Annotated in this window: 16 protein-coding genes; 13 read left to right on the top strand and 3 right to left on the bottom strand. The window is 38.9% G+C overall.

Annotated features, from left to right (window positions below):
• The first annotated feature begins 364 nt into the window (after positions 1-364).
• The 13 genes from MJY40_RS06415 (at position 365) to MJY40_RS06475 (ending at position 19,106) form a co-directional block, all read left to right on the top strand.
• Positions 365-709, top strand: a complete 345-nt coding sequence (locus MJY40_RS06415) for a hypothetical protein (RefSeq protein WP_317856165.1) — start codon at positions 365-367, stop codon at positions 707-709.
• Positions 706-8,430: an S-layer homology domain-containing protein gene (locus MJY40_RS06420; protein ID WP_317856166.1), complete on the top strand. Its 7,725-nt coding sequence runs from the start codon at positions 706-708 to the stop codon at positions 8,428-8,430. Before MJY40_RS06415 ends, MJY40_RS06420 begins: the two co-directional genes overlap by 4 nt.
• Before the next feature lie 311 nt (positions 8,431-8,741).
• The gene (locus MJY40_RS06425) at positions 8,742-10,970 is read left to right on the top strand and encodes a heavy metal translocating P-type ATPase (RefSeq protein ID WP_317856167.1); all 2,229 of its coding nucleotides are present in this window, start codon (positions 8,742-8,744) and stop codon (positions 10,968-10,970) included.
• On the top strand, positions 10,967-11,260 hold the full coding sequence (locus MJY40_RS06430; RefSeq protein WP_317856168.1) for a metal-sensing transcriptional repressor: 294 nt from the start codon (positions 10,967-10,969) through the stop codon (positions 11,258-11,260). Before MJY40_RS06425 ends, MJY40_RS06430 begins: the two co-directional genes overlap by 4 nt.
• 12 nt (positions 11,261-11,272) lie before the next feature.
• Positions 11,273-11,458 carry a heavy-metal-associated domain-containing protein gene (locus tag MJY40_RS06435; RefSeq protein ID WP_317856169.1) on the top strand — a complete coding sequence of 62 codons (186 nt, stop codon included), beginning with the start codon at positions 11,273-11,275 and terminating at the stop codon, positions 11,456-11,458.
• Between the two features lie 244 nt (positions 11,459-11,702).
• Positions 11,703-12,224: a GNAT family N-acetyltransferase gene (locus MJY40_RS06440; RefSeq protein WP_317856170.1), complete on the top strand. Its 522-nt coding sequence runs from the start codon at positions 11,703-11,705 to the stop codon at positions 12,222-12,224.
• Positions 12,225-12,228: 4 nt separating this feature from the next.
• Positions 12,229-13,170, top strand: a complete 942-nt coding sequence (locus MJY40_RS06445; RefSeq protein WP_317856171.1) for an ROK family glucokinase — start codon at positions 12,229-12,231, stop codon at positions 13,168-13,170.
• 233 nt (positions 13,171-13,403) lie between these two features.
• Positions 13,404-13,820, top strand: coding sequence for a twitching motility protein PilT (locus MJY40_RS06450; protein ID WP_317856172.1), 417 nt, complete (start codon positions 13,404-13,406; stop codon positions 13,818-13,820).
• Positions 13,821-13,890: 70 nt separating this feature from the next.
• Complete coding sequence (locus MJY40_RS06455) at positions 13,891-14,688, top strand: MBL fold metallo-hydrolase (protein ID WP_317856173.1); 798 nt, start codon at positions 13,891-13,893, stop codon at positions 14,686-14,688.
• Positions 14,689-14,710: 22 nt separating this feature from the next.
• Positions 14,711-15,763, top strand: a complete 1,053-nt coding sequence (locus MJY40_RS06460; protein ID WP_317856174.1) for a Gfo/Idh/MocA family protein — start codon at positions 14,711-14,713, stop codon at positions 15,761-15,763.
• A gap of 14 nt (positions 15,764-15,777) precedes the next feature.
• Positions 15,778-16,416, top strand: a complete 639-nt coding sequence (locus MJY40_RS06465) for an SGNH/GDSL hydrolase family protein (protein ID WP_317856175.1) — start codon at positions 15,778-15,780, stop codon at positions 16,414-16,416.
• Positions 16,417-16,556: 140 nt separating this feature from the next.
• A complete protein-coding gene (locus MJY40_RS06470; protein WP_317856176.1) occupies positions 16,557-17,861 on the top strand; it encodes an acetyl-CoA hydrolase/transferase family protein in 1,305 nt (434 codons plus the stop codon).
• A 133-nt stretch (positions 17,862-17,994) separates the two neighbouring features.
• Positions 17,995-19,106, top strand: a protein-coding gene (locus MJY40_RS06475) for an IS3 family transposase (RefSeq protein WP_317853734.1) whose coding sequence is annotated in 2 segments (ribosomal slippage) — positions 17,995-18,247 and positions 18,247-19,106 — 1,113 coding nt in all. Because the reading frame shifts where the segments join, the coding sequence is not laid out codon by codon here.
• A 404-nt stretch (positions 19,107-19,510) separates the two neighbouring features.
• Here the strand turns inward: MJY40_RS06475 and MJY40_RS06480 are convergent.
• From MJY40_RS06480 to MJY40_RS06490, 3 genes are all read right to left on the bottom strand, one after another.
• Entirely contained in the window at positions 19,511-20,509 is a 999-nt protein-coding gene (locus tag MJY40_RS06480) for an isocitrate/isopropylmalate dehydrogenase family protein (protein ID WP_317856177.1), read from the bottom strand.
• Positions 20,510-20,522: 13 nt separating this feature from the next.
• Positions 20,523-22,454: an aconitate hydratase gene (locus MJY40_RS06485; protein ID WP_317856178.1), complete on the bottom strand. Its 1,932-nt coding sequence runs from the start codon at positions 22,452-22,454 to the stop codon at positions 20,523-20,525.
• 107 nt (positions 22,455-22,561) lie between these two features.
• On the bottom strand, positions 22,562-23,932 hold the full coding sequence (locus MJY40_RS06490) for a beta/alpha barrel domain-containing protein (protein WP_317856179.1): 1,371 nt from the start codon (positions 23,930-23,932) through the stop codon (positions 22,562-22,564).
• Positions 23,933-24,214: the final 282 nt, after the last annotated feature.

Genomic DNA, 24,214 nt, shown 5'->3' on the forward strand with positions numbered 1-24,214 from the left:
AGATACAAGGGCTTTTATATCTTGTAGGGTACGCATTGTATGCGTACCGAAAGTGGAATGCATACAATGCATTCCCTACATAATTAAGATATGTTCACATATATTAGGTCTCGTTAAGTTTAATTGGTATAAATAAAATAGAGTGAAACAAAATGAGAGTGATTGCATAGTCACTCTTTTTATTATGCCTCAAATTCACTGTAGGGGATGGGTTTCCCATCCTGAAAACGAAAAAACAACCTATTTCCTACAAAACCCATATCAAAACAAAAAATATAAAACTTTTTTTCAAATCCACTGCGTAGTTTTCGCTTTTTTTGTACCTAAACAGTAGAAGGTGAATTCTAAAGAAAGGGGAGATGTCATGTACGATACACAAACGAGAATTGACATGGTCAAAGTATCAGCAAGAAAAATGAAAGAAAAACAACGCAATGCATGGATTACAAGACTCAGTGTTTTGTGTTGTGTATTGGTAGGACAAGAGATGTATCTCATCTCCTATCTTGGAAGCGGAGGACAATATCATAGTGAAGAAAGTTGGATGTTTGGTGCTACGATGTTGTTTACTGACGCAGGTGGATATGTACTGGTGGCAGTACTGACCTTTGTTTTGGCAGCCATACTAACGGGCTTATGTATGCGTAGTCAAGAAAAAAAGCAATTAAAGAAGGGGCTTAGGGAACAAAAGGAGGAGGATGAAAGATGAAGAAAAGACTATTCACAGTGTTCTTGGCGTGTAGCATGGTATTGAGCCTATTGCCAAGTACAATTGCCTTTGCAGATACGGAATACAGCGAAGAAGTAACAACAACCAGTTCATTTTTGAATTTGGAAAGCACAGTACCAGATGGGTTTGATGCAGATTCCACAGAAAATCCATATTCTAGCAATACAAACAGTTTTATGATGTCTGCGGAACATGAGCTTTTGATTTATTCCAATGGCGGAGATGATGCAGGCGTAAATATTTATGAAGATTATTCCTACAATGCAAATGGTGGAAGTGACGTACTCAATGGTATGTCCACAGTTTCAGGTATCAATTCAGTTTCCACAAAATCCTATGACTATGTACAAGGGATTGCAGGGAATTTCATTGGTGGAACGGATAATGGACGTGACAATTATGTTGCATATGTTGGTTTTGAAATGGATAGCGATGACTACATCAAACCTATGTTGTGGGTGCAAGAAGCCTACACTGGTTCTTGGTGTGCAGAAGTAGAGCTAAACTATCGTGAACTGGATTTCAAAGATTTGGATAAATACGAAGCCAGTGGTATGTTGAGCATTACAGCGGGGGATTTCAATGGCGATGGCACAGATACCATCGTTGTATATGCAGCTGGTTATAATTATCCTGTTGCTGAATATAAACTGACCAGAGATACCACTGGACGATATGATTTGACATGGCAACAAAGTATTTATGGCGATGATATACATCCATTTACTACTTATAATATTGACATGGCAAAAAACTTTGAAACAAGTGATGCTTGGTATGAATATCATAGAGATATTACAAATGCCATTTCTGGTGATTTGATTGCAGGGGATTTTGATAACGATGGCAAAGACGAACTTGCCATTGTTGCCAGCACAAATGTAGCAGAAGTGCCATCGGCATATATGTCTTGGCATGGAACTTATTTATCTGTTTGGGAAAACGACAATGGTTTTGGTCGTACATATTATGAAGCAGTGCAAGATTTTGCTACAGCAACAGATGGACACAATGGATATAACTTAATCTATGCACCAGGCATTACATCAGGGGATGTGGATGGCAATGGAACAGAAGACCTTGTCATTGCAGGTATCTGGAGTGAACCAAGAACCAAAGATGAAAGCAATCAATATTCTATGCCTTCGGAAACTGAATATTACAACAATGTAGATTCGTTGAGTAATGATTATTGGGGTGTTTGCGTAGTCACAAATCCAGGTATACAAGGTGCATATAGCAGAACCTCATTGCAAAGTGTGGAAATGAATGAATTCCATAAATATGGAATTGATGAAGAGGAAGATATGCAGCCCAAAACATCTGTTGCATGTGTTGCCCTTGAGGGTGTAGGTTTTGGGGAATATGTATTCCTAGGTGGCTCTTTGTATTCGGTATCAGGTGGGGCTTTGTCAACAACAGCAGTATATACACCTGATTACTTTGAAAGTTCTGATGAGGGGGTTAGTTCGCATTTAATCAATGCAGGGTTTATTGATTCTATGGCAGTGGGTACCTTTATTGGGGATAATGGATTGGCAAGGGAACAGATTATCTTTACCGTTGCTTTGAAAACGACGAGTACGGATAATTATTCGTATAAAATGGGTATTGTTACTGCTGATTTTGAGGATGAGGTACTCAGTGGGTATAGTTCTCTAGACATTGATGATTCGCCATATTTCCATGTGAATCAAAGTGCTGAATGGCAAAAAGGTTTGGCGTATATTCCAATTGCAGTGGATATGGACAATGATGGTGTAGAAGCAAGACTCAATAACATCAGTTGGATTTATTCTGACCCTACTGTCAAAGCAGTTTTGCAAGCAGCACCATACTTTGGTGAATTGGGTACCCATAGTGATTACGATGGTGGTTCCACAAGCTATGGCATCACAACAGGATATGAATTTAGCACATCTTCCAGTGACACTGTTTCCTTTGGTGTCGGTGGTAATTTAGAAGCTGCAGTTCCAGGTGCAAAGGTTGCGTATGAATTGGGGTATAATCTTGAGTGGAGTCAATCCTTTGAAGAAAGTTTGGGTGTGGAATATAGTACAACCTTCACAGCACAGGCTTATGATACAGTGGCTTTGATGCGTACTTTGATTTATCTTTATGAATATGACATTAAGAATGAAGATGGCACATGGGCAACGGAACAATATTGTGTTTCTATTCCACAAGATCCTACATACATTCAACTTTCACAAGCAGAATACAATGCTTTTGTAACAGAGTACAATGCGTTATTGGATGCAGGAGCAAGTGAAGATAATCCGGTAGATACAAATAGCTATTTGCAACCAATTTCAGATTCGGATTTGCCAGCAGATAACGAAGGCAATCCATACGCATATTACAGCTCTGTTCTTGAAGGAGGTACAGGTGGAACACGCTTATCACAATCAACAAATGCTTTGGATAAAACAGGAGCTGTTACTGAAGTTTCTTGGTCTGAAACATCTGCTTCTACAGAAAGTGAAGAAACCTCTCAAGGATTCTACTATAGCATAACCATTATGGGTGGCGGTAGCATTGGTGTAGCAGAAGCATGGGGTGGTGGCACTGTCAGCTTGGACTACATGAGTGGTTCTGGTAGCTCCACTACAACCATCAATGGCAGTTCTGCAGCAGCATCTGTTGCAGGCATTGACAAAGAAAGTTTGATGGAAATGGGTGTTCCAACAGATGTTGTGGATGCCTATGGGTTCAATTGGGACTTTATGACATGGGAAAGAACTTTGTGTAACAATATGGATGATGTACCATTCTATGGATATTATCTGACCAATTTGACTTCACCACCACCACCAGTCAGCGATTTGACAGTGGAGGAAGTGGAAGAAGCATCTGTAGTACTTTCTTGGGATGCACCAACCAATGGTGAAAATGGACGTGATTACGATGATTATATCATTTGGATGATAGATGAAGATGGTGCATACATCAATTTGAATGACGCAACAACAGATGGTATTGGTATCTACACCTATGATGCAGAAACAGAGGAATACACCAAATTGACAAATGGAGATGCAATTGACCCAGATGTCAATCAAGTGATGGTCAAAGGTCTCAAAAGCAACACAGACTATACCTTTGCGGTCAGCACAAAATATACCAGCGGTGTATCCGCTACAGCAGCTACATATAGTTTGTATTCCAATACAGTGGAATGCACCACAACAAAAGCAAACTATGAGTTTGTTTTGAGTGATTCACCTGTGGGCACCGTCACATCATCTGCAATCTATGATGTCAATCAAGATGCAATCAGTGGCAGAAGCTATGTAGAAGATACAGAATTTACCATCACTGCAAAAGCAAACACTGGCTATATGATTACAGGATATGAAATTACTGGTGTTCTGGAATACATTGACGAAGATACCAATCAATTGGTTGCAGAAGAAACAAAAACAACTTCAACGGATGTACCATATACAACAGAATTGACCATTGAAAAAACTTCTGTTGGCAATACAGACTATAAATTCATCACTGCACCTTTGGAAGATGCTGTGAAATTTAAGGTCAATGATGAAGATATGGGTTCTATTTCTGCATCTGTAGCAGGATACAACTTGAATTCTGGCGAAGTGACCTCAGGAGATGTAACCTTTGTTGCAGTGGCAGAATCTGGCTATTATTTGGAAAGCTGGACAGTACAACCTTTGGATGAATATGAAACTGTAATTCCAGAAAGTGAATATACAGTGGATGTGAATGGTAGCACCTTTGTGTATACACCAACAGGAGCAGTGACTGTTACAGCAAACTTCAAAGCTTTGACAGCTGATACAACCCACACAATTACAGTGGAAACAGGCACCAAATGTGATGTGACCATTACAAATGAATCGGGTGAAACCTTGTGGTTGGATGCAGAAAATCAAATCAAAGACGTTGCAAATGGCACAAAACTGACATTTACAGCAACCGTTGCAGATGGATATACATTTATGTATTGGAATGAAGCATTGAAAGATACTGCTGGTAATACGAATCCTTATACAATGACAATTGTAAGTGATGTAATATTGAAACCAGTATATTCTTCATTGATCCAAAGAACCGTAACATATGATGAATATAATGCAATCACAGGCAATCAAGATGATACAGTTGGTACTGTTTCTGTCACACAAAACGGAAATTACATTACAAGAGGCGAAATTTTGTCACCAGCAGATGGCAATGTGATTTTTTCTGCAACACCAGCAGATGGCTATGCTTTGTATCAATGGACAATCAATGGCAATGTTTCTGATGAAACAGGAACCATGATGATTATTTCCAGTATGGATGAAAGCTATGATGTAAAAGCATACTTTGTGAAATTGCCCAATATTTCCACAGATACATTGCCTGATGGCGAACAAAATGTAGGATATAGCGAAACTTTGGCAGATACAAGACCTGATAATACCTATACTTGGACTGTAATCAGTGGCGAACTTCCAAATGGAATCACTTTGGATGCAAATACAGGTGCAATCACAGGTACACCAACAACCGCAGGCAAATATGAATTTGTGGTACAACTTTCCAGCACTACATGGGGATATTCTGTACAACAACAATACAATTTGATTGTAAAAGCACCATTTGTACCAGTAACAGATATCGTGTATACAGGTTCTCAAACAGTATCTAGTTTGAGTGATGTTGTAGAAGCGGGTTATGTATTGCCTTTGGATGCAACCATGCAAGAAATTGAATGGAGTTTGAGTGGAATTACATTGACGGGAACAGTGGTTGGTGGTAAAGCAGATGGTTCTGATTTTACAGATACTTTTACAATCACAGTTTCTGAAGTATTTGTTCCAGTAACCAATATCAGTGGCATTCCAACTTATGTGGAAGCTGTTGGTGGTATTTTGGATGTGATTGTTTTGGATGATGAAGCAGATGTAGAACCATCCAATGCAACCAACTCTAATATTACTTGGGACACCGTAACACCATTTACAAAACTTGGTATCATTGGAAGCAATAGCAATGACCAATTGAATGCAAGCAATTTGACAGAAACCACCATTGAAACAGCAGTGGTAAAAGCAACCATTACAGATGGTTTGGGTTCTGGCGTGAATTATGTACAATACTTCACCATTACAGCAGCAGTATTGGTAGACGATCCAACAACAACTTGGGATTCTACAGTGGATAACTTCGATCAATCAGTAGATGCAGGTAATACTTTGGAACTTCCAAAAGCAACTACAATTTATGAAACAACACAAGCTGTAACAGCAGAATTGGCTGTTTTGGAAGAAGTTATAGAAGAAGAATCTCTAATTGAGGATGAACCTGCAATTGAAGATGAACCTACAGCAGAAGAACCTGAAATAGACGAAAACTCTGTAGTGGATGAATCACCCATCCAGCAAGAAGAACCAAAAGAAGAACCTACAACAGACGAACCTGTAATGGATGAAGACACTGTAGGGGATGGGTCACCCATCCCGGATGAACCTAACACAGTAACACCAGATGAAGTTGTTGCAGAACTTGCAAGAGCAAGCAATGAAAACACAGCGGAATCTCAAGTTGTTTGGGAAATCATAAGTGATGGTGGAACAGGTGCAACTTTGAGCATTGATACAAGTGGTGTATATCATTTGACTGCATTGCAAGCTGGTACAGTGAAACTCAAAGCAACCGTTTTGAATGGATATTCTGATGGTACAAACATTACACACAAAGAATTTACATTTGATGTGGCAGTAGCAGGTTCTGTCAACTGTATCACTGACATTGGTGTGACAGGAGCAACTGCTTGGTCAAGTGCATTCTCAACAGCAATCACAGACTATACAGTAACAGTATCTGCAACACAAATAGCAGCAGTTGTAACAGCAGAAGCGCTTGGAAACTATACCATTTCTGCTGGAACTAAAACAGCAAGCAATACAGGTCTTACTGTAGATTTACCTAATGATACACCTGTAGATGTTATTGTAACAGATGCAGATGGTACAGCATACACAGTCACAATCACAAGACCAGTGGTACGTGTTGCAAATATCTATTTGGCAGGAGAAAGCACAATCAATCTTGCTGATGCACCATTTACAATAGCTGATTTGGACGCAATTGTTGCACCAACCAATGCAACGTACAAAACAATTACTTGGAGTTTGTCAGATGTAGGTACAGCAGGTGCAAGTTTGACAGGAACCAAAATCAACGTAACAAATGCAGGTGCATTCACCTTAACTGCATCAGTGGCAAAAGGTACTGATGATGCAACTGCATATACAAAAGATTTCGTAATCACAATTTATGAAACAACAGCTGTTTTCGTAGAAGCACCAGTGGCAACACCAGCAGGTGGTATCTATGATGCAAACCAAAGCGTTGTTTTGACAGCACAATCTGGAGCAACCATCTACTATACAACAGATGGAACAGCACCAAGTGTAGGCAGTGCAACAACATCTGAATACTTGGGTGCAATCTATGCAGATAATGGCACTCGTATTCGTGCAATTGCAATGAAAGATAGTGTATCTTCTGCTATGATGGAAGAAATTTATACCGTAACAGAAGGAAGCTCTGTTATCATCAAAGCAACAGCAGGCGATAATGGTAGTATCACACCAGCAGGTTATACTTATGTAGCAGTTGGCGATGATCAAAGATTTGATATTGTACCTGATATTGGATATGAAATCCTTTGTGTTTGGGTAGATGGCGAAGAAATGGGTGTACTCAATACATATACATTTACAGATGTAACAGAAGCCCATACAATTGAAGCGAAGTTCATTCAAACTGGACTCGCAAATGAATACACCATTACAGCATCAGCAGGTGTAGGTGGTAGTATTTCACCAAGCGGAGAAGTTTCTGTTATGTATGATGCAGACCAAACCTTTACAATTACACCATCTTCTGGTTATTCATTGACTGATGTTCAGGTAAATGATCAAAGTGTTGGTGCAGTCAGAACATATACATTTGAACATGTGATGGCAGATGCTAAAATTGAAGCAACCTTTACCAAATCTTCCTCTGGAAACGGAGGAGGTGGTGGTGGCGGTGGCGGTTCTTCTAGTTCTGATGATGAAGAAGACGTAACCGAAGATACTACTGATGATGTAACCGAAGAAACAACAGTAATTGAAACACCATTTACAGACGTGGATGATACCGATGAAAATGCAGAAGGTATTGCTTATGTATACGAAAATGGTATCATGGCAGGTATTTCTGATACTGAATTTGGTGGCGAATTGTCCATCACACGTGCAATGATTGCAGCAATTCTCTATCGTTTGAATGGTAGCGAACCTGTGGATGCAGAAATGACATTTACAGATGTTACAGCTGGTCAATACTATGAAGAAGCAGTTCGATGGGGTCAATTGGTAGGTGTGGTTGCAGGCTATAGTGCAGAAGAATTTGTACCAAATCAAGCAATTACCTATGAACAATTTGCAGCATTCCTATATCGTTACGCAACCTTCTTAGGTATGGATATTACCGTAAGTGAAGATACAAACCTAAATGGCTATGCAGATGTAGACCAAATCACACCATATGCATACAATGCAATGCTTTGGGCAGTGGACAAAGGAATCCTTGGAAACAAAGATTTGTTGACTCCAACAGAAGAAGCACTTCGAGAAGAAGTTGCAACTGCTTTGATGCATTTTATGGAATTGCGTAAAGAAGATGAAGAAGCATAAAATCAAATACGTTGTGAGTGTAACAAAACATATGTAACACAGCTACAAAAGCAGGACAGGGGTTTTTCCTCTGTCTTGTTTTTGTGTTGTAAAGATACATCTGAATTGTAGGGATATGCTTATGTATGAATGCCTGAATCTGAAAATATATGAAGGTACCTATTATGAATACTTGAATCTGCTATTTGTAGGGGCGTACCTATGTGTGCGCCCGTATCATCAACATTGTTATTCCAAACTAACTTTGTCTACATTTCACATTGACAAAATACCCTGTGGGGGTATATAATCGTTGTGAAAAGAGGTGTTTTATGAAAACAGAAGTTTACAATATAGAAGGTATGCATTGTGCTGCCTGTTCCAGTGCAATTGAACGTGTCACCAGAAAACTAAATGGTGTAGAAACCAGTGAAGTCAACCTACCAATGAATCGTATGACCATTGTGTATGATGAAGCTGTGGTTACAGAAGAAATGATTTGCAACAAAATCAAAAAAGCAGGTTTTTCTGCACATTTGCGTACAGAAACAGAAGAACCCAAACAAGTGGATACATCAGAAGCTTTGCGCAATGAAAAAATGACGTTGATTGCATCCATTGCACTATCTGCGATTTTGATGTATATTTCTATGGGTCAAATGTGGTTTGCAAATTTACCAATACCAGAAATTTTTTCTATGAACGCACATCCAGTGAACTTTGCAATCATCCAATTGTTCATTACAATGGTGGTCATATTCTTGGAAAAACGTTTCTTCATCAGTGGGTTTACATCTTTATTCCATGGAAATCCCAATATGGATACTTTGGTTGCTATCAGTGCTTCCACATCTTTTATCTATAGCTTTGTGATGACCTTGTTCATTGACACAAAACCACATGCAGTTCATGGTTTGTATTATGAATCTGCTGCAATGGTTTTGGCTTTGGTTTCTGTAGGTAAATATATGGAAGGTAAAAACAAAGATAAAACCAAGGGTGCTATTGAAAAACTCATGCAACTCACACCAGATACTGCAATTTTGGTAGACGACAATGGGCAATGGGAAGTACCAACAGATAAACTCCAAGTGGGTGATGTGGTTTTGGTGCAAGCAGGTAAAAGTGTTCCTTTGGATGGTGTTGTAATCAAAGGTTCTGGTAGCATCAACGAAGCAATGCTCACAGGTGAAAGTTTGCCAGTGGAAAAACAAGAAAAAAGCGAAGTCATTGGCGGTAGTATCTCCGTCAGTGGTGCATTATATGTGCAAGTGACCAGAAAAGGTGAAGATACAACTTTGGCAAAAATTGTTCGTTTTGTGGAGGATGCCCAAGGTAAAAAAGCACCCATTTCCAAATTGGCAGATCGTGTAGCAGGTGTGTTTGTGCCAGTGGTCATTGGTATTGCATCTGTTTCAGCCATCATTTGGTTGGTTTTGGGTAGTGAATTGTCCTTTGCACTGAAAATATTCACATCCATTTTGGTGATCGCTTGTCCATGTTCTTTGGGGCTTGCAACACCAACTTCTATTATAGTAGGAACTGGTTTGGGTGCCAGCAATGGTATCCTCATCAGAAGTGGTGAAGCATTGGAAAATACACATAAAGTGAATGTTGCAATTTTCGACAAAACAGGAACCATCACTTGTGGAACACCAACTGTCACAGATGTCGCATCCAAAACCATGTCAGAAGATGAATTCCTAAGTCTTGTGATTTCAGTAGAAAAGCTATCCAGTCACCCATTGGCAAAAGCAATTTGTGAAGAAGAAACAAACCGCAATCTGTCCATAGATGCATTTGATGGAACATTTGAAAACCTAGATGGCTTGGGTATTGTTGCAACATTGGAAAGTGGACAATCCTTGGCAATTGGCAATAGAAGATTGATGGAACAAGTGGGGGCAAACATTTCAGCAGAAGAAACAGATGCTTTGAGTGATGCAGGAAAAACTGTGATGTATGCTGCAATAGAAGATACATTGATTGGATACATTGCAGTTGTGGATCAGGTAAAAGATACAGCAAAAGAAGCCATTGCAACTTTGCGTAAAATGAACATTAAGACCATTATGCTCACAGGAGACAATGCACATACAGCCAATTGCATTGCAAAAGAAGTGGGTGTGGATGAAGTCATTGCAGAAGTTTTGCCAACAGACAAAGCTGCAGTGGTACAAAAATACCAAGATGCAAACCATACAGTCATGATGGTTGGAGATGGTATCAACGATGCACCAGCATTGGCACAAGCAAATATTGGATGCGCAGTAGGTGGTGGTAGCGATATTGCAATTGAATCTGCACAAATTATTTTGATGAAAGACAATTTGATGGATGTACCAAAAGCAATCAATTTGAGTCGTAAAACCATGGAAAACATCAAGCAAAACTTGTTCTGGGCATTTTGTTACAATTGTTTGTGTATTCCAGTGGCAGCCGGTGTGTTGTTTGTACCATTTGGGATATTGTTATCTCCAATGATTGGTGGATTTGCCATGAGCATGAGTTCTCTATTTGTAGTGGGAAATGCACTTCGTTTGAAAGGAAAGAAAATATGAGTGATTGTTGCAACAAAACAAAACATAGAACAGATGTAGAATACAAACGATTGGATAACCGCTTGAAACGTATTGAAGGTCAAGTGCGTGGTGTCCAAAGAATGTTGGCAGATGATGCCTATTGCACCGATATTCTCACACAAGTTTCTGCAATTCAATCAGCACTTCATGCATTCAATGAAGAATTGCTGGTGAATCACATCCAAACTTGCGTGGTGGAGGATATACAAAATGGCAATGACGAGGTTGTGGTAGACCTTGTGAAAACAATCAAAAAGCTAATGAAATGAGGAGAAGAGCGTATGAAAACATTGAAAGTGGCGGACATGCACTGTGAAATGTGTGTCAAAAGAATCAGCAATGCATTGACAGAAGCAAAGATTGCATTTGAGGTGGATTTGGCAAATCAGACAGTTTCTGTAGAAGAAAGCAAAGTGGCAGAAGCAGTGGAAGAGTTGGATGATTTGGGGTTTGAAGCAGTTTTATAAAATATCAATAAAAAAATACATCCATATGCCTGCAATTTAAGGCTATGGGTGTATTTTATATAGATATTACAGTTTATATTCTTATTTTTATGTCAAAACAAAACTCACTACCCTATAGGGGATAGGTCTCCTATCCCGAAATACGAAACCACAAAACTGCACTCAAATAAAAACACACTTCCATACAATACCCTTGCATTTTTTGCCATAATATAGTATGGTAAATAGGAAATGAGGTGAGCTAGTGTTTCAAAAATTAAACAAAGAACAATTTGAACTGGTATACCCTATTTTGGAAGATTCTTTTCCTGTAGAGGAGTTGCGTACCAAAGAAAATCAACGCAGTTTGTTGGACAAGCCAGAGTATACACTTTGTGCCATCAAAGGAGAAAATGGTGTGGTGCAAGGGGTTGCTGCCTATTGGGAGTTGGATGATTTCTTGTATATAGATCATCTTGCAATCAAGAAAGAAGCCAGAAATGGTGGCATTGGTGGCAAACGATTTATGGAGTTGATTGCACAAATTGGAAAGCCTGTTGTTTTGGAAGTGGAATTGCCAGAAGGTGAGCTGGAACAACGTCGTATTGCATTTTATGAACGTTTGGGATTTTTCTATAACGACTATCCTTATCTACAGCCACCCATGCGAGAAGGAGACGAAATGTTTCCTTTGCGATATATGACATATCCAGATAAAATTGACGAAATCACATATGAACGCTACAAAAGGAACATCTACAAAGTTGCATATGGTTACGAGGAGTGAAAAGATGGGTTACGCATTTGGAATTGATATTGGTGGTACCACTGTGAAAATGGGTTTCTTCCAAAAAGAAGAAGGTTTGTTGGAAAAGTGGGAAATTGCCACACAAAAAGGAAATGATCCAACTGTGGTGTTGGAAGATATCAAAGTGGCAATCTATGCTTGCTTAGAAAGACATCATGTATCCAAAGAAGATGTGGAAGGTATTGGTATGGCAGCACCAGGTCCTGTAACAGAAGGCGGTTTGTTGCGTGGCACCGTCAACATTGGTTGGGGTGATGTTTATCTTGGCAAAGAAGGAGAACGCATTTTTGATATATCTCCTGTGTATATCGCAAATGATGCACGTGTTGCTGCATTGGGTGAAGCCATTTATGGTGCTGGAGTAGGTGAAAAGAGCATGATGCTTTTGACACTTGGAACTGGTATTGGTGGTGGCGTTGTCTTCGATGGAACCATTCATGTAGGTTCTACAGGTGTTGCAGGTGAAATTGGTCATTGTACTGTAGACCCCTATGAAACAGCTCCTTGTAGTTGTGGGAAATATGGTTGTTTGGAGCAATATGCTTCTGCCACTGGAATGGTGCGTGTTGCAAAACGTTTCTTGGCAGAAGAGGACATGCCTTCTGTATTGCGAGACAAAGAAAACTTGACTGCAAAGGATTTGTGGGATGGTGTTACAGCTGGAGATCCATTGTCTTTGATGATTGGCAAACATGTCAGTCGCTTGCTTGGCATTACCATTGCAAATGCTTGTTATGTTGTGGATCCAGATTTGGTGGTCATTGGTGGTGGTGTATCTGCTGCTGGTGAAGTGCTTTTGGATATGGTTATTGCAGAATACAAACCACAAGTATTTCCACATAGTAGAGGTAAGAAGTTTGCGTTGGCAAAATTACGCAACGAAGCAGGTATTTATGGAGCAGCAGCCCTTGTATTTACAGTATAAAAAGAAATTGTGCAATATCCACAATTGGGGGCTTTGGCAGTATGTACTTAATTTGCTTCTGGTCAGAACAATTGGATTTGTGCAAATAAGCAAAAAGAAGAAATTATCAAAAAAAGATGGAATTTTAAAAGGGATTTATCTTCTTTCGTAGAATTAGTAATAATAAGAAATTCAATAAGAAAACTTTTCAAATCGTTGAGAGATAAATCACCAGGATAAAGGGGGAGATTGAAATGGTTCAAATTCTTGCAGGTGAAAAAGGTGAAGGAAAAACCAAGAGATTAATCGGTATGGCGAATGATGCCAGCAAAACAGCAAATGGTTGTATCGTTTTTGTAGATGATGACAATAGCCATATGTATGACTTACATTATAGTGTACGTTTCGTAGATACACCAAAATTTATTATGGAATGCCCAGACGTGTTTAGAGGATTTTTGTGTGGTATTCTCTCACAAAATAACGATATTGAAAAATTATATATTGATGGTTTGAACAATATTGTAAACTCTGTTGATGATGAAAAATTCATGAATTTCATCGAAGAATTGGAAAAAACATCAGAAGAATCTGAGACAGATTTCATTTTGATTATCAGCAGACAACAAGAATTGCTTCCTGATGGAGTGCAAAAATATTTGATCAGCTAAAAGTATAACGTGAGAAGCACCGTAGGATTCGTTCTACGGTGTTTTTGTGCATAGTTTTGGAGGTGGAAGTATGAAGGTAACAGCACTTGTGGAAAATATTTCCCATTGTGAACTGCGAGCAATTCATGGATTGTCTTTGCTTGTGGAAACAGAAAAACACATGATGTTATTCGATGTGGCAGAAGATGGGGCTCTTTTGGAAAATGCAAAAACACGTAACATTGATTTATCAAAGGTGGATACGGTGATTTTATCACATGCACACAATGATCATACAGGTTCTTTGGCTGATTTTTTGTCCATCAACAAAACTGCAAAGGTCTATATCCAAAAAGCGGCTTTTGATCCATGCTACTACAAAGAAGATGATGGAAGCATGAGACCAATTGGCATTGATGTGAAATTCATGAATCATCCACAAATTGTACTTGTAGAAGGTGATTTGCAAATTGATGAGGAGTTATTCCTATTCCAAGCAGATTCCATAGAGCGATATCACTCTACAGCAAACGATAGACTTTATGATCAAAATGGATTGGATACCTTCAAACACGAACAAAACTTGTTGATTTCAGAAACAACAGAAAACAATTTGATTGCTGGATGTTGTCACTCAGGAATTGTCAATATTATGGACAAAATTGGCAAATACAATCCAAAAACATGTATTGCAGGCTTCCATTTGGTGAATCCAAGTAACCATAAAACAGTGGAAACAGAAATTTTAGATGGTATTGCATCTGAATTGTCAAAATATGATATAATGTTCTATACTTGTCATTGTACAGGCGAAGAAGCATTTACATATTTGTCAGGTAAAATGAAAAACATTCAATATCTTTCTTGTGGGGAGATTTTAGAAAGATAGGAACTAGAGAAAGGTGGATTTTATGATTCGATATGGTGTAGTGGGGACTGGTTGGCGTTCAGAATTCTATATTCGTATTGCAAAAAACTGTCCAGATTTGTTTTCAGTAGAAAAACTATATACACGTACAGAAGAAAAAGCAGCAATGTTGCAAGAAAAATTTCAAATAGAAGCAGTCACAGATTTTGATGCTTTGGTTGGTTTGGATTTTGTGGTCATCAGCGTAATTAGAGGTGCATTTACACCTTATGTAAAGGCGTGTATGGAACGCAACATTCCAATTTTATGCGAAACACCACCAGCTGAAACAGTGGAAGATTTGAAAGCGTTTTATGAAATGGTGAAGGGGTATCCCATTCAATTTGTGGAGCAATACGTGGAACAACCTTTGTACAATGGTATTTTGAAATTGCTTGCTGAAAACAAAATTGGTGAAGTTTCTTCCATCAATCTTTCTGCTCTTCATGGATATCATGGAGCATCCATTATCAAAAAAGTGTTGCAAACAGAAGGTATGCCATATACCATCACAGGTGAAACGGTTTTGGAAAGGGTAATAGAAACGAAAGATCGTGGTGGCGATGTTTTGGGTGGTGAAATCCAAGAATACGAACGCCAAAGAGCAACCATCACCTTTGCAAATGGCAAAAGAGCCTACTATGACTTTGCATTTCCACAATACAACTCCTATTTGCGTACACGTCACTTGAACATTCGTGGCACAATGGGTGAAATTGATGATTTGACAGTGCGTTATATCAATAAAAATGGTATTCCTTGTGAAGTGGATATGAAACGTAGCCAACTTGGGGTGTATGACAACAAAGGTATTTCTTTGCGTGGTATTTATTTGGGCGAAGAAGTTCTTTTTGAAAATCGTTTTGCAAAATATCCTATGAATGATGATGAAATCGCTTTGGCAACTTTGCTTTGGAAAATGAAAGATTTCATTGCAACAGGTGTACCAATGTATTCTTTGGTGGATATTATGGAAGATACACACATGGCAATTCTCTTGGAACAAGCCTGTAGAATAGATGAAAAAATATCAGTAGATGTAGTGGAGTGGAATTAAAGGGGGTTATACAAATGAAAAATATTCTTTGTTTTGGAGATTCAAACACATTTGGTGAAATACCAGAAGGTGGCAGATATGCAAGAAATGAACGTTGGACAGGTCTTTTGCAACAAAAACTAGGTGATGAGTATTATGTCATTGAAGAAGCTATGAATGGACGTACCACAGTGTGGGAAGATCCGATTCAAGAAGATAGATGTGGCATCAAGAGTTTGCCACTTTGCTTGCATTGCCACAAACCATTGGATTTGGTGATTTTGTTCTTGGGTACCAACGATGTGAAAAATTACTATCCTGTGATACCAGAAATGATTGGACGTTCTATGGAGCGTTTGATTGAAGTGACACAAGGGTTCCCATATGGTGATAAATACATGACAGCACCACCTAAAATTTTGGTGGTTTCACCTACATATGTTGGAGAAGATGTGGAAAAAGGAACTATGCCACAATTTGACAACCAAGCCAGAGAAAAATCCATGCGTTTGGCACCAATTTATGAAGCAGTTGCAACAAAACACAATTGCTATTTCTTAGATGCTGCAAAATATGCAGATACAGGTGCAGACTATGTGCATTTGAAAAAAGAAGGACATGTTGCGTTGGCAGAAGCCTTTGCAGAAAAGATTACAGATATCTTTAAGGATTGAAAAAAATACATCCCACTCATGATTTTGCCTGTGAGTGGGTATCTTTTTGTAAACATGCTGAAATTTTCTTTACGATTCCTAAATTTATATGATAATATGTATAAATAAACCGTGTATTTTGCTTGCGAAAGGAAGATTGTATGAATCAATATCAAGAAATGTATTTGGAAAAGAAAAAAACAGCTGCAGAATTGGCGATGTATGTGAAATCTGGAGATATTTGTGCTTGTCCAACAGGTCAAGAACAACCAGTGAGTATTTGTAATGCTGTAGGGGATAGAGCCAGAAATGGTGAATTGGAGAATGTTGTGCATCACCATACTTTGTGTGTATCTGGTGGTCCATTTACAGATCCTGCTTTGAAAGGGAAGTATGACTATGTTTCTTGGTTCACAGGCGGTTCCTGTCGTAAAGTGATTCAAGATGGAACATATTCCTATGTGCCAAATAACTATAGCACAATTCCAAGATATTGGCGTGAAGTAATGCCTAGATTGGATATCTTCTATGTGCAAGTATCTCCAATGGATAGTCATGGATATTTCAGTTGTGGGATTGCAGCAGCAGAAGTACCAGCAATGATGGAAAGAGCAGCAGTGGTGTTGTTGGAAGTCAATGACCAAATGCCACGTGTAATGGGGGATAACTTCATTCATATCACACAAGTAACAGGACTTTGTGAAGTATCTGTTCCAATGTCTGAGTTGCCAAATGCACCTTTGTCTGAAACAGATCGTATCATTGGTGGTATGATTGCAGCAGAAGTGCCAAATGGAGCAACTTTGCAATTGGGTATCGGTGGTGTGCCAAATGCGGTTGGTATTTTGTTGCAAGAAAAATCTGACTTGGGTATCCACACAGAAATGTTCACAGATAGTATGGTGGACTTGATCCAATGTGGTGCAGCAACCAATATGATGAAACCAATTCATAAAGGTAAATCCATTGCGACTTTTGCTTGGGGTACACAAAAGATGTACGATTTCATGGATAGCAACCCTGCTTTTGAATTGCATCCAGTGGACTATACAAACAATCCATATATCATTGGACAACATGATAACTTTGTTTCTGTAAACTCTTGTATCGAAATCGATTTGTTTGGTCAAGTGTGCTCAGAATCCATTGGTACAACACCATTTAGTGGTTCTGGCGGTCAAGTGGACTTTGTGCGTGGTGCAAACCTTTCCAAGGGTGGTAAAGGGTTCATTGCAATGCTTTCCACAACAAAAGGTGGTACCATTTCCAAAATCAAACCAACCTTAACACCAGGGTCTATTGTAACCACAACCAAAAATGAAGTAGATTTCTTGGTAACAGAAAATGGTATTGTGCGTCTCAAAGGTCAAACTGCAAGGGATAGAGCAAAGATGATTATTTCCTTGGCAGCACCTGAATTCCGTGATGAGTTGGAATTCGAAGCAAAGAAAATGCACTTAATTTAAGAGCTAACTCGAAATCAGGATTTCGAGTTGTAGACATAGGTGGAAAAGACGATTTTGGAATGGCTATACTTAACTAGACAGAAAAGATAAGGTCATGTAAAATAAAACTAATATAAAATAAGGAGATGATTACATGACTAAAAAACGACAACGAAGAGAATTTACAGAAGAATTTAAACAGCAGATGGTTCAATTATATAACAACGGAAAATCGAAAGCAGATATCAATCGTGAATACGATTTAACACCATCGGCACTGAATCGCTGGATACAGCGTTACAATGCTACTGGTTCTACAAAAGAAGCTGATAATCGCACACCAGAAGAAGCTGAACTCATCAAACTTCGTAAAGAGCTACAACAGCTACGAATGGAAAATGACATACTAAAGCAAGCGGCGCTGATATTCGGACGAAAGTAATTGTAATTCGAGCAAATCGACACAAATACTCTATATCAGCCATGTGTAAATGCCTTGAAATCAGCAGGAGTACCTACTATTACGAGGCTTCGTCCAAGAAAGATGATACGGAATTAGAACAAGAAATTGAACGGATTTTTTATGAAAATAAAGAAGTCTACGGAAGTCGTAAAATGAAAAAAGAGCTGAAGAAGTTGGGCAAACAGGTTTCTAGACGCAGAATTTGCCGCATTATGAAACGTTTAGGGCTAATTTCGGTCTATACCGTTGCCAAGTTCAAACCACAAAAGCAACAATGCAATGAGTCGCCAGTAAAAAACGAACTAGCTCGTCAATTTGATAACCAGCCTCCCAATGCAGTAATTGTTGGGGATTTGACGTATGTTCGAGTGAACTATAAATGGAACTATGTTTGTATCTTAATTGATTTATTCAACCGAGAAATCGTTGGATTTAGTGCAGGACTTCACAAAAATGCTCAGTTGGTATATGATGCTTTTGCAACAATCAAAGGGAATTTATCTGAAATCGAGTTGTTCCATACGGATCGAGGCAGCGAGTTTAAAAACTATCTCATTGATGAAATGTTAGATGTGTTTCAGATCAAACGATCCCTCAGCATGAAGGGCTGCCCCTATGATAATGCAGTTGCAGAAGCCAATTTCAAGGTATTCAAAACAGAATTTGTTCGAGGACGAAATTTCGTCAGTTTGGAGCAATTGAAGTTAGAACTTGCAGACTATGTGCATTGGTTCAATAACATACGTTTGCATGGCTCTTTGGATTATAGAACACCAGCCGAATATCGGGTACTGACCTTATAAAAATTGTCCAAAAAAGTGTTGACATTCCATTTCCTCGTGCAAGTGCTTTTACAAAGCACCTAGAAATCGCTTTTGTCCTCGACGGAAGTGAATTCCGTCTGCGGATTAAAGTCTGCGACGCTAAAAGATAAGGCAGTAGGACCCTGTTCATCACTTTGCAAGCAAAGACGACTTTGCTGTCTGCCCCTTCTTTGGCGGTGAAGGAGTGCACCCAAACTTTATATTAAAAGATGAAAAATTAAGGACAGCGTATGCTGTCCTTTTGGTTTTGTGTGAATTAAATTTTTATTATGTAGCATTATTGTTTTTTGGTTTTGAATAAAGTTTAGATTGAACCTTTTCAAAGGTTCATGGGGTAGTGGGGCAAAGTCCCACGGTTTAAATTTTTTGACCTTGATTTTGAATTACATTGCAGCTACTACAGCATTTGCAAATTCTTCAGTTGTAGCAGTACCACCTAAGTCTTGTGTGCGTACTTTGCCTTCTGCAAGAACCTTTGCAACAGCTTGTTCTACTTGAGCAGAAGCTTTTGCTTCTCCGAGGTGTGCAAGCATCAAAGATGCAGATAAGATACAAGCAGTAGGATTGATTTTGTTTTGACCAGCAATATCAGGCGCAGAACCATGGATTGGTTCGAAAATAGCACCATCTACACCAATATTGGCACTAGGACCCATACCCAAACCGCCAACCAAACCTGCACAAAGATCAGAAACAATATCGCCATAAAGATTAGGGCAGAGAAGTACATCATATTTTTCAGGGAACATTACCAAACGCATGCACATTGCATCTACAATGCTATCGTCAAATTCAATAGTTGGATAGTCCTTAGCAATTTCACGTGCAATATCAAGGAACATACCATCTGTACATTTCATGATGTTGGCTTTGTGCACACAAGTCACTTTTTTTCTACCTTCACGCACTGCGAAATCAAAAGCAAATCTTGTGATGCGTTCGCAACCTTTTCTGGTGAAGAGTTTGATACTTTCAGCAGTATCTTCATCTACCATACGTTCAATACCAGCATACAAATCCTCGGTATTTTCACGTACAACCACCAAATCAATGCCAGAGAACTTACCGTCAACACCAGCATATGTTTTTACAGGTCTCATATTTGCATACAAATCAAATGTTTTACGCATTTCCACGTTGACACTTCTAAAACCAGTACCAATTGGCGTTGCTATAGGCCCTTTCAAAGCAATACCAGTTTTTCTGATGGATGCTTTTGTTTCTTCAGGTAGTGGAGCACCATATTTTTCAATCATTGCAGCACCAGCTTCTGCCACTTGCCAGTCAATTGCAACACCAGTTGCTTCAACCACTTTTCTTGCAGCAGCAACCACTTCTGGACCGCTACCATCACCATAAATCAAAGTTACAGGATATGCCATTTCTTTGTCCTCCTTATGCATTGCATTCTTTTGTATAGTTCAACAAACCGCCAGTAAGAAGAATATCTTTTTGACGTTCGGAAATATTGAGACGAGTTGGAATTTCTTGTTTGGTGCGATCCAAAATCACAGTCACATTTTGACCTTCAACAGCACCAGCAATTTGGTCAGCTGCATATTTGATGGAGAAAGTATCGCCAATTTGCACTGTATCGTAATCCCATTCGTTTACAAATACCAAAGGCAAAATACCATTGTTGATGAGGTTCGCCATATGGATACGAGCGAAGGATTTTGCAATAACACCTTTGATACCCAATTGGAGTGGTGCCAAAGCAGCATGTTCACGGCTACTACCTTGACCATAGTTTTGACCAGCAATGATGAAACCGCCACCAGCAGCTTTTGCACGAGCAGGGAACTTAGGATCACATGGTGTCAAACAATGATCAGCCAAATAAGGCACATTGGAACGATATGGCAACAATTTTGCATTAGAAGGCATAATATGGTCTGTTGTGATATTATCTTCCACTTTGATGAGTGCATCGCCAGTGATATCTTTGCTCACTTTTGTGTTTTTAGGGAATGGTTGAATATTTGGACCTCTGACAACAGTAACTTTTTCACCTTCTGGAGCAGGATCGATCACCAAGTTATCGTTGATCATAAAGGATTCTGGCATCGCAACTTGTGGAGCATCACCCAATTCAGATGGGTTTGTCAATTTACCAGACAAAGCACTAGCAACTGCTGTTTCAGGGCTTACAATATATACTTGTGCAGATTTGGTACCGCTTCTACCTTCAAAGTTACGGTTGACTGTACGCAAAGAAACTGCATTGGTACATGGAGATTGACCCATACCGATACAAGGGCCACAACCACATTCCAAAATTCTAGCACCAGCAGAAATGATATCTGCCAAAGCACCATTTGCAGCAAGCATGTTCATAACTTGTTTGGAACCAGGAGCAATTACCAAGCTGACATCAGGATCAACTGTTTTGCCTTTGAGGAGTTTCGCAACAGTCATCATATCTGTGTAAGAAGAATTGGTACAACTACCAATTGCAACTTGGTCAATTGTCAAATCCTTGATTTCGCCAACACGTTTGATGTTATCAGGGCTATGAGGACAAGCCACCAAAGGTGTGATGGTTGCCAAATCAATTGTAATTTCTTCATCATATGTAGCGTCAGCGTCTGCTTCCAAGAAAATCCAATCTTCTGCACGATCTTGTGCCATAAGGAATGCTTTTGTCACTTCATCACTAGGGAAAACAGAAGTAGTAGCACCCAATTCAGCACCCATGTTTGTTATGGTTGCTCTTTGTGGTACGCTCAAAGTTTTGACACCTTCACCACAATATTCCATAACTTTGCCAACGCCACCTTTTACAGAAAGGATACGCAATACTTCAAGAATTACGTCTTTTGCAGTAACCCAAGGTTGCAAAGCGCCAACAAGTTCAATTTTACATACTTTAGGCATAGCAAGGTAATATGCGCCACCGCCCATAGCAACAGCAACATCCAAACCACCAGCACCAATTGCAAGCATACCAATACCGCCACCAGTTGGTGTATGACTATCGGAACCAAGAAGTGTTTTGCCAGGTTTGCCAAAACGTTCCAAATGTACTTGGTGACAAATACCATTGCCAGGTTTGGAGAAGTAGATACCATGTTTTTTGGCTACTGTTTGGATATATTTGTGGTCATCAGCGTTTTCAAAACCAGTTTGCAAAGTGTTGTGATCAATATAAGCAACAGATTTTTCAGTTTTGACTCTAGGAATGCCCATAGCTTCAAATTGCAAATAAGCCATAGTACCAGTGGAGTCTTGTGTCAATGTTTGGTCGATTTTGATGGAAATTTCTTTTCCAGCAATCATTTCGCCAGAAACCAAATGAGATTGAATGAGTTTTTCTGTTAAATTCATAATGTCCTCCAAAATATTGATATGATGTTAATATATTTATGATTGTAGGGGATGGTCTTGACCATACCGTTGTATCCTACGAGTAAACTTTACAAAAATCAAATGTCTTATTTACATAAATGAGGTGTTAATTTTTGTACTGCAACCATCAATTCTTCTTCACTGATGAAGGTAACACGACCTTGTTCATACAAGCCATCTACCCATTCTTTGAGAATCGTTGCTTCTGGAGAATTTTTGGTCAATTCGCCTGTGTGAATCAATTCGCTATTGTGATTCAACCAGTAAGCAATACCAGCAGAACCAGAATTTTTATTAATTTCCACACCAATAGGACGATTCAAAAGCTTTTCCGTATTGAAGATGTTGTAGATTTCCTCATCTTTGGCCATACCATCGGCATGAATACCAGCTCTGGTAACGTTGAAATCTCTACCAACGAAAGGCATTCTTGCAGGGATTTTATGATTCAGTTCTTTTTCAAAGTATTCAGCAATTTCAGTGATCACAGTGGTATCCATACCATCCAATGTACCACGCATTTGTGCATATTCAATGACCATCGCTTCCAAAGGTGTGTTGCCAGTTCTTTCACCAATACCCAACAAAGAGCAGTTGATGGAAGCAGCACCATACAACCAAGCAGTGGTACCATTTACAACTGCTTTATAGAAGTCATTGTGTCCATGCCATTCAATGAGTTCACTTGGGAAGTTCGCAAAGTGATTGATACCATAAATGATACCAGCAACGCTTCGAGGTAGAGTAGCACCAGGATAAGGAACACCATAACCCATGGTATCACAGAAACGAATTTTAATTGGAATTTGATATTCTTCCATGAGTTTTTGGATTTCTGTTGCAAAAGGAACCACAAAGCCATAGTAATCAGCTCGTGTAATGTCTTCAAAGTGACAACGTGGTCGAATGCCCAAATCCAAAGCGGAACGAATGATTTCCAAATAACCATCCAAAACTTCACGTCTTGTTTTTCTCAATTTGTGGAAGATGTGGTAATCAGAACAACTGGTTAAGATACCACATTCTTTCAAGTTCATTTCTTTTGCCAATAGGAAATCGCTTTTGGTTGCACGAATCCAACCTGTAATTTCAGGGAATTCCAGTCCCATTTCTTGACAGGCACGCACAGCAGCACGATCTGTTTCACTATAAAGGAAGAACTCTGATTGTTTGATTTTGCCTTTTGGACCACCAAGTCTATGGAGCATTTCAAATAGAGTGGTGATTTGCTCTACAGTATATGGAGCACGAGATTGTTGTCCATCACGAAAAGTGGTATCTGTCATCCAAATTTCAGCGGGCGGATTCATAGGCACCAAACGTCTATTAAAGGTGCATTTTGGTATTTCATCATAATTGAAATTGTCACGATATAGATTTGGTTCGGTTGTATCTTGCAATTCGTATTGGTATTGATTCAATTCGAGCAAGTTGGAACGTTCGTTGAAACTAAGCATGTGGTCACCTCTTTTATATAGTTTAGAATTACTTATTCAATATATCAATTAATTAGAAGAAAGTCAATGTATGTAAATGTAAAATAATATCATGGGAATTGGCAAAAACTTGTAAAATTGACGAAAATTCATAAAATACATAAATTATACGCATAATTTAAAGTATAAAAAAGAATGGAAATGGATGAATGAATAGAAAGTATTAAAAAATTACATATATCGAAAAGTGAATTTTATATTTGTATTTGAAAATTTCATAAATAAAAAACCACAACCATCGGA

It is taken from the genome of Chakrabartyella piscis, from assembly GCA_030067835.1.
Lineage (GTDB): Bacteria > Bacillota > Clostridia > Lachnospirales > Anaerotignaceae > Chakrabartyella > Chakrabartyella piscis.

What these genes read in the sequence shown, in the direction of transcription:
- MJY40_RS06470 (WP_317856176.1), top strand. Translation starts at nt 16,557, where the DNA reads ATGAATCAATATCAAGAAATGTATTTGGAAAAGAAAAAAACAGCTGCA.
- MJY40_RS06480 (WP_317856177.1), bottom strand. Translation starts at nt 20,509, where the DNA reads ATGGCATATCCTGTAACTTTGATTTATGGTGATGGTAGCGGTCCAGAA.
- MJY40_RS06490 (WP_317856179.1), bottom strand. Translation starts at nt 23,932, where the DNA reads ATGCTTAGTTTCAACGAACGTTCCAACTTGCTCGAATTGAATCAATAC.
- MJY40_RS06465 (WP_317856175.1), top strand. Translation starts at nt 15,778, where the DNA reads ATGAAAAATATTCTTTGTTTTGGAGATTCAAACACATTTGGTGAAATA.
- MJY40_RS06445 (WP_317856171.1), top strand. Translation starts at nt 12,229, where the DNA reads ATGGGTTACGCATTTGGAATTGATATTGGTGGTACCACTGTGAAAATG.
- MJY40_RS06450 (WP_317856172.1), top strand. Translation starts at nt 13,404, where the DNA reads ATGGTTCAAATTCTTGCAGGTGAAAAAGGTGAAGGAAAAACCAAGAGA.
- MJY40_RS06420 (WP_317856166.1), top strand. Translation starts at nt 706, where the DNA reads ATGAAGAAAAGACTATTCACAGTGTTCTTGGCGTGTAGCATGGTATTG.
- MJY40_RS06460 (WP_317856174.1), top strand. Translation starts at nt 14,711, where the DNA reads ATGATTCGATATGGTGTAGTGGGGACTGGTTGGCGTTCAGAATTCTAT.
- MJY40_RS06425 (WP_317856167.1), top strand. Translation starts at nt 8,742, where the DNA reads ATGAAAACAGAAGTTTACAATATAGAAGGTATGCATTGTGCTGCCTGT.
- MJY40_RS06455 (WP_317856173.1), top strand. Translation starts at nt 13,891, where the DNA reads ATGAAGGTAACAGCACTTGTGGAAAATATTTCCCATTGTGAACTGCGA.
- MJY40_RS06430 (WP_317856168.1), top strand. Translation starts at nt 10,967, where the DNA reads ATGAGTGATTGTTGCAACAAAACAAAACATAGAACAGATGTAGAATAC.
- MJY40_RS06485 (WP_317856178.1), bottom strand. Translation starts at nt 22,454, where the DNA reads ATGAATTTAACAGAAAAACTCATTCAATCTCATTTGGTTTCTGGCGAA.
- MJY40_RS06415 (WP_317856165.1), top strand. Translation starts at nt 365, where the DNA reads ATGTACGATACACAAACGAGAATTGACATGGTCAAAGTATCAGCAAGA.
- MJY40_RS06435 (WP_317856169.1), top strand. Translation starts at nt 11,273, where the DNA reads ATGAAAACATTGAAAGTGGCGGACATGCACTGTGAAATGTGTGTCAAA.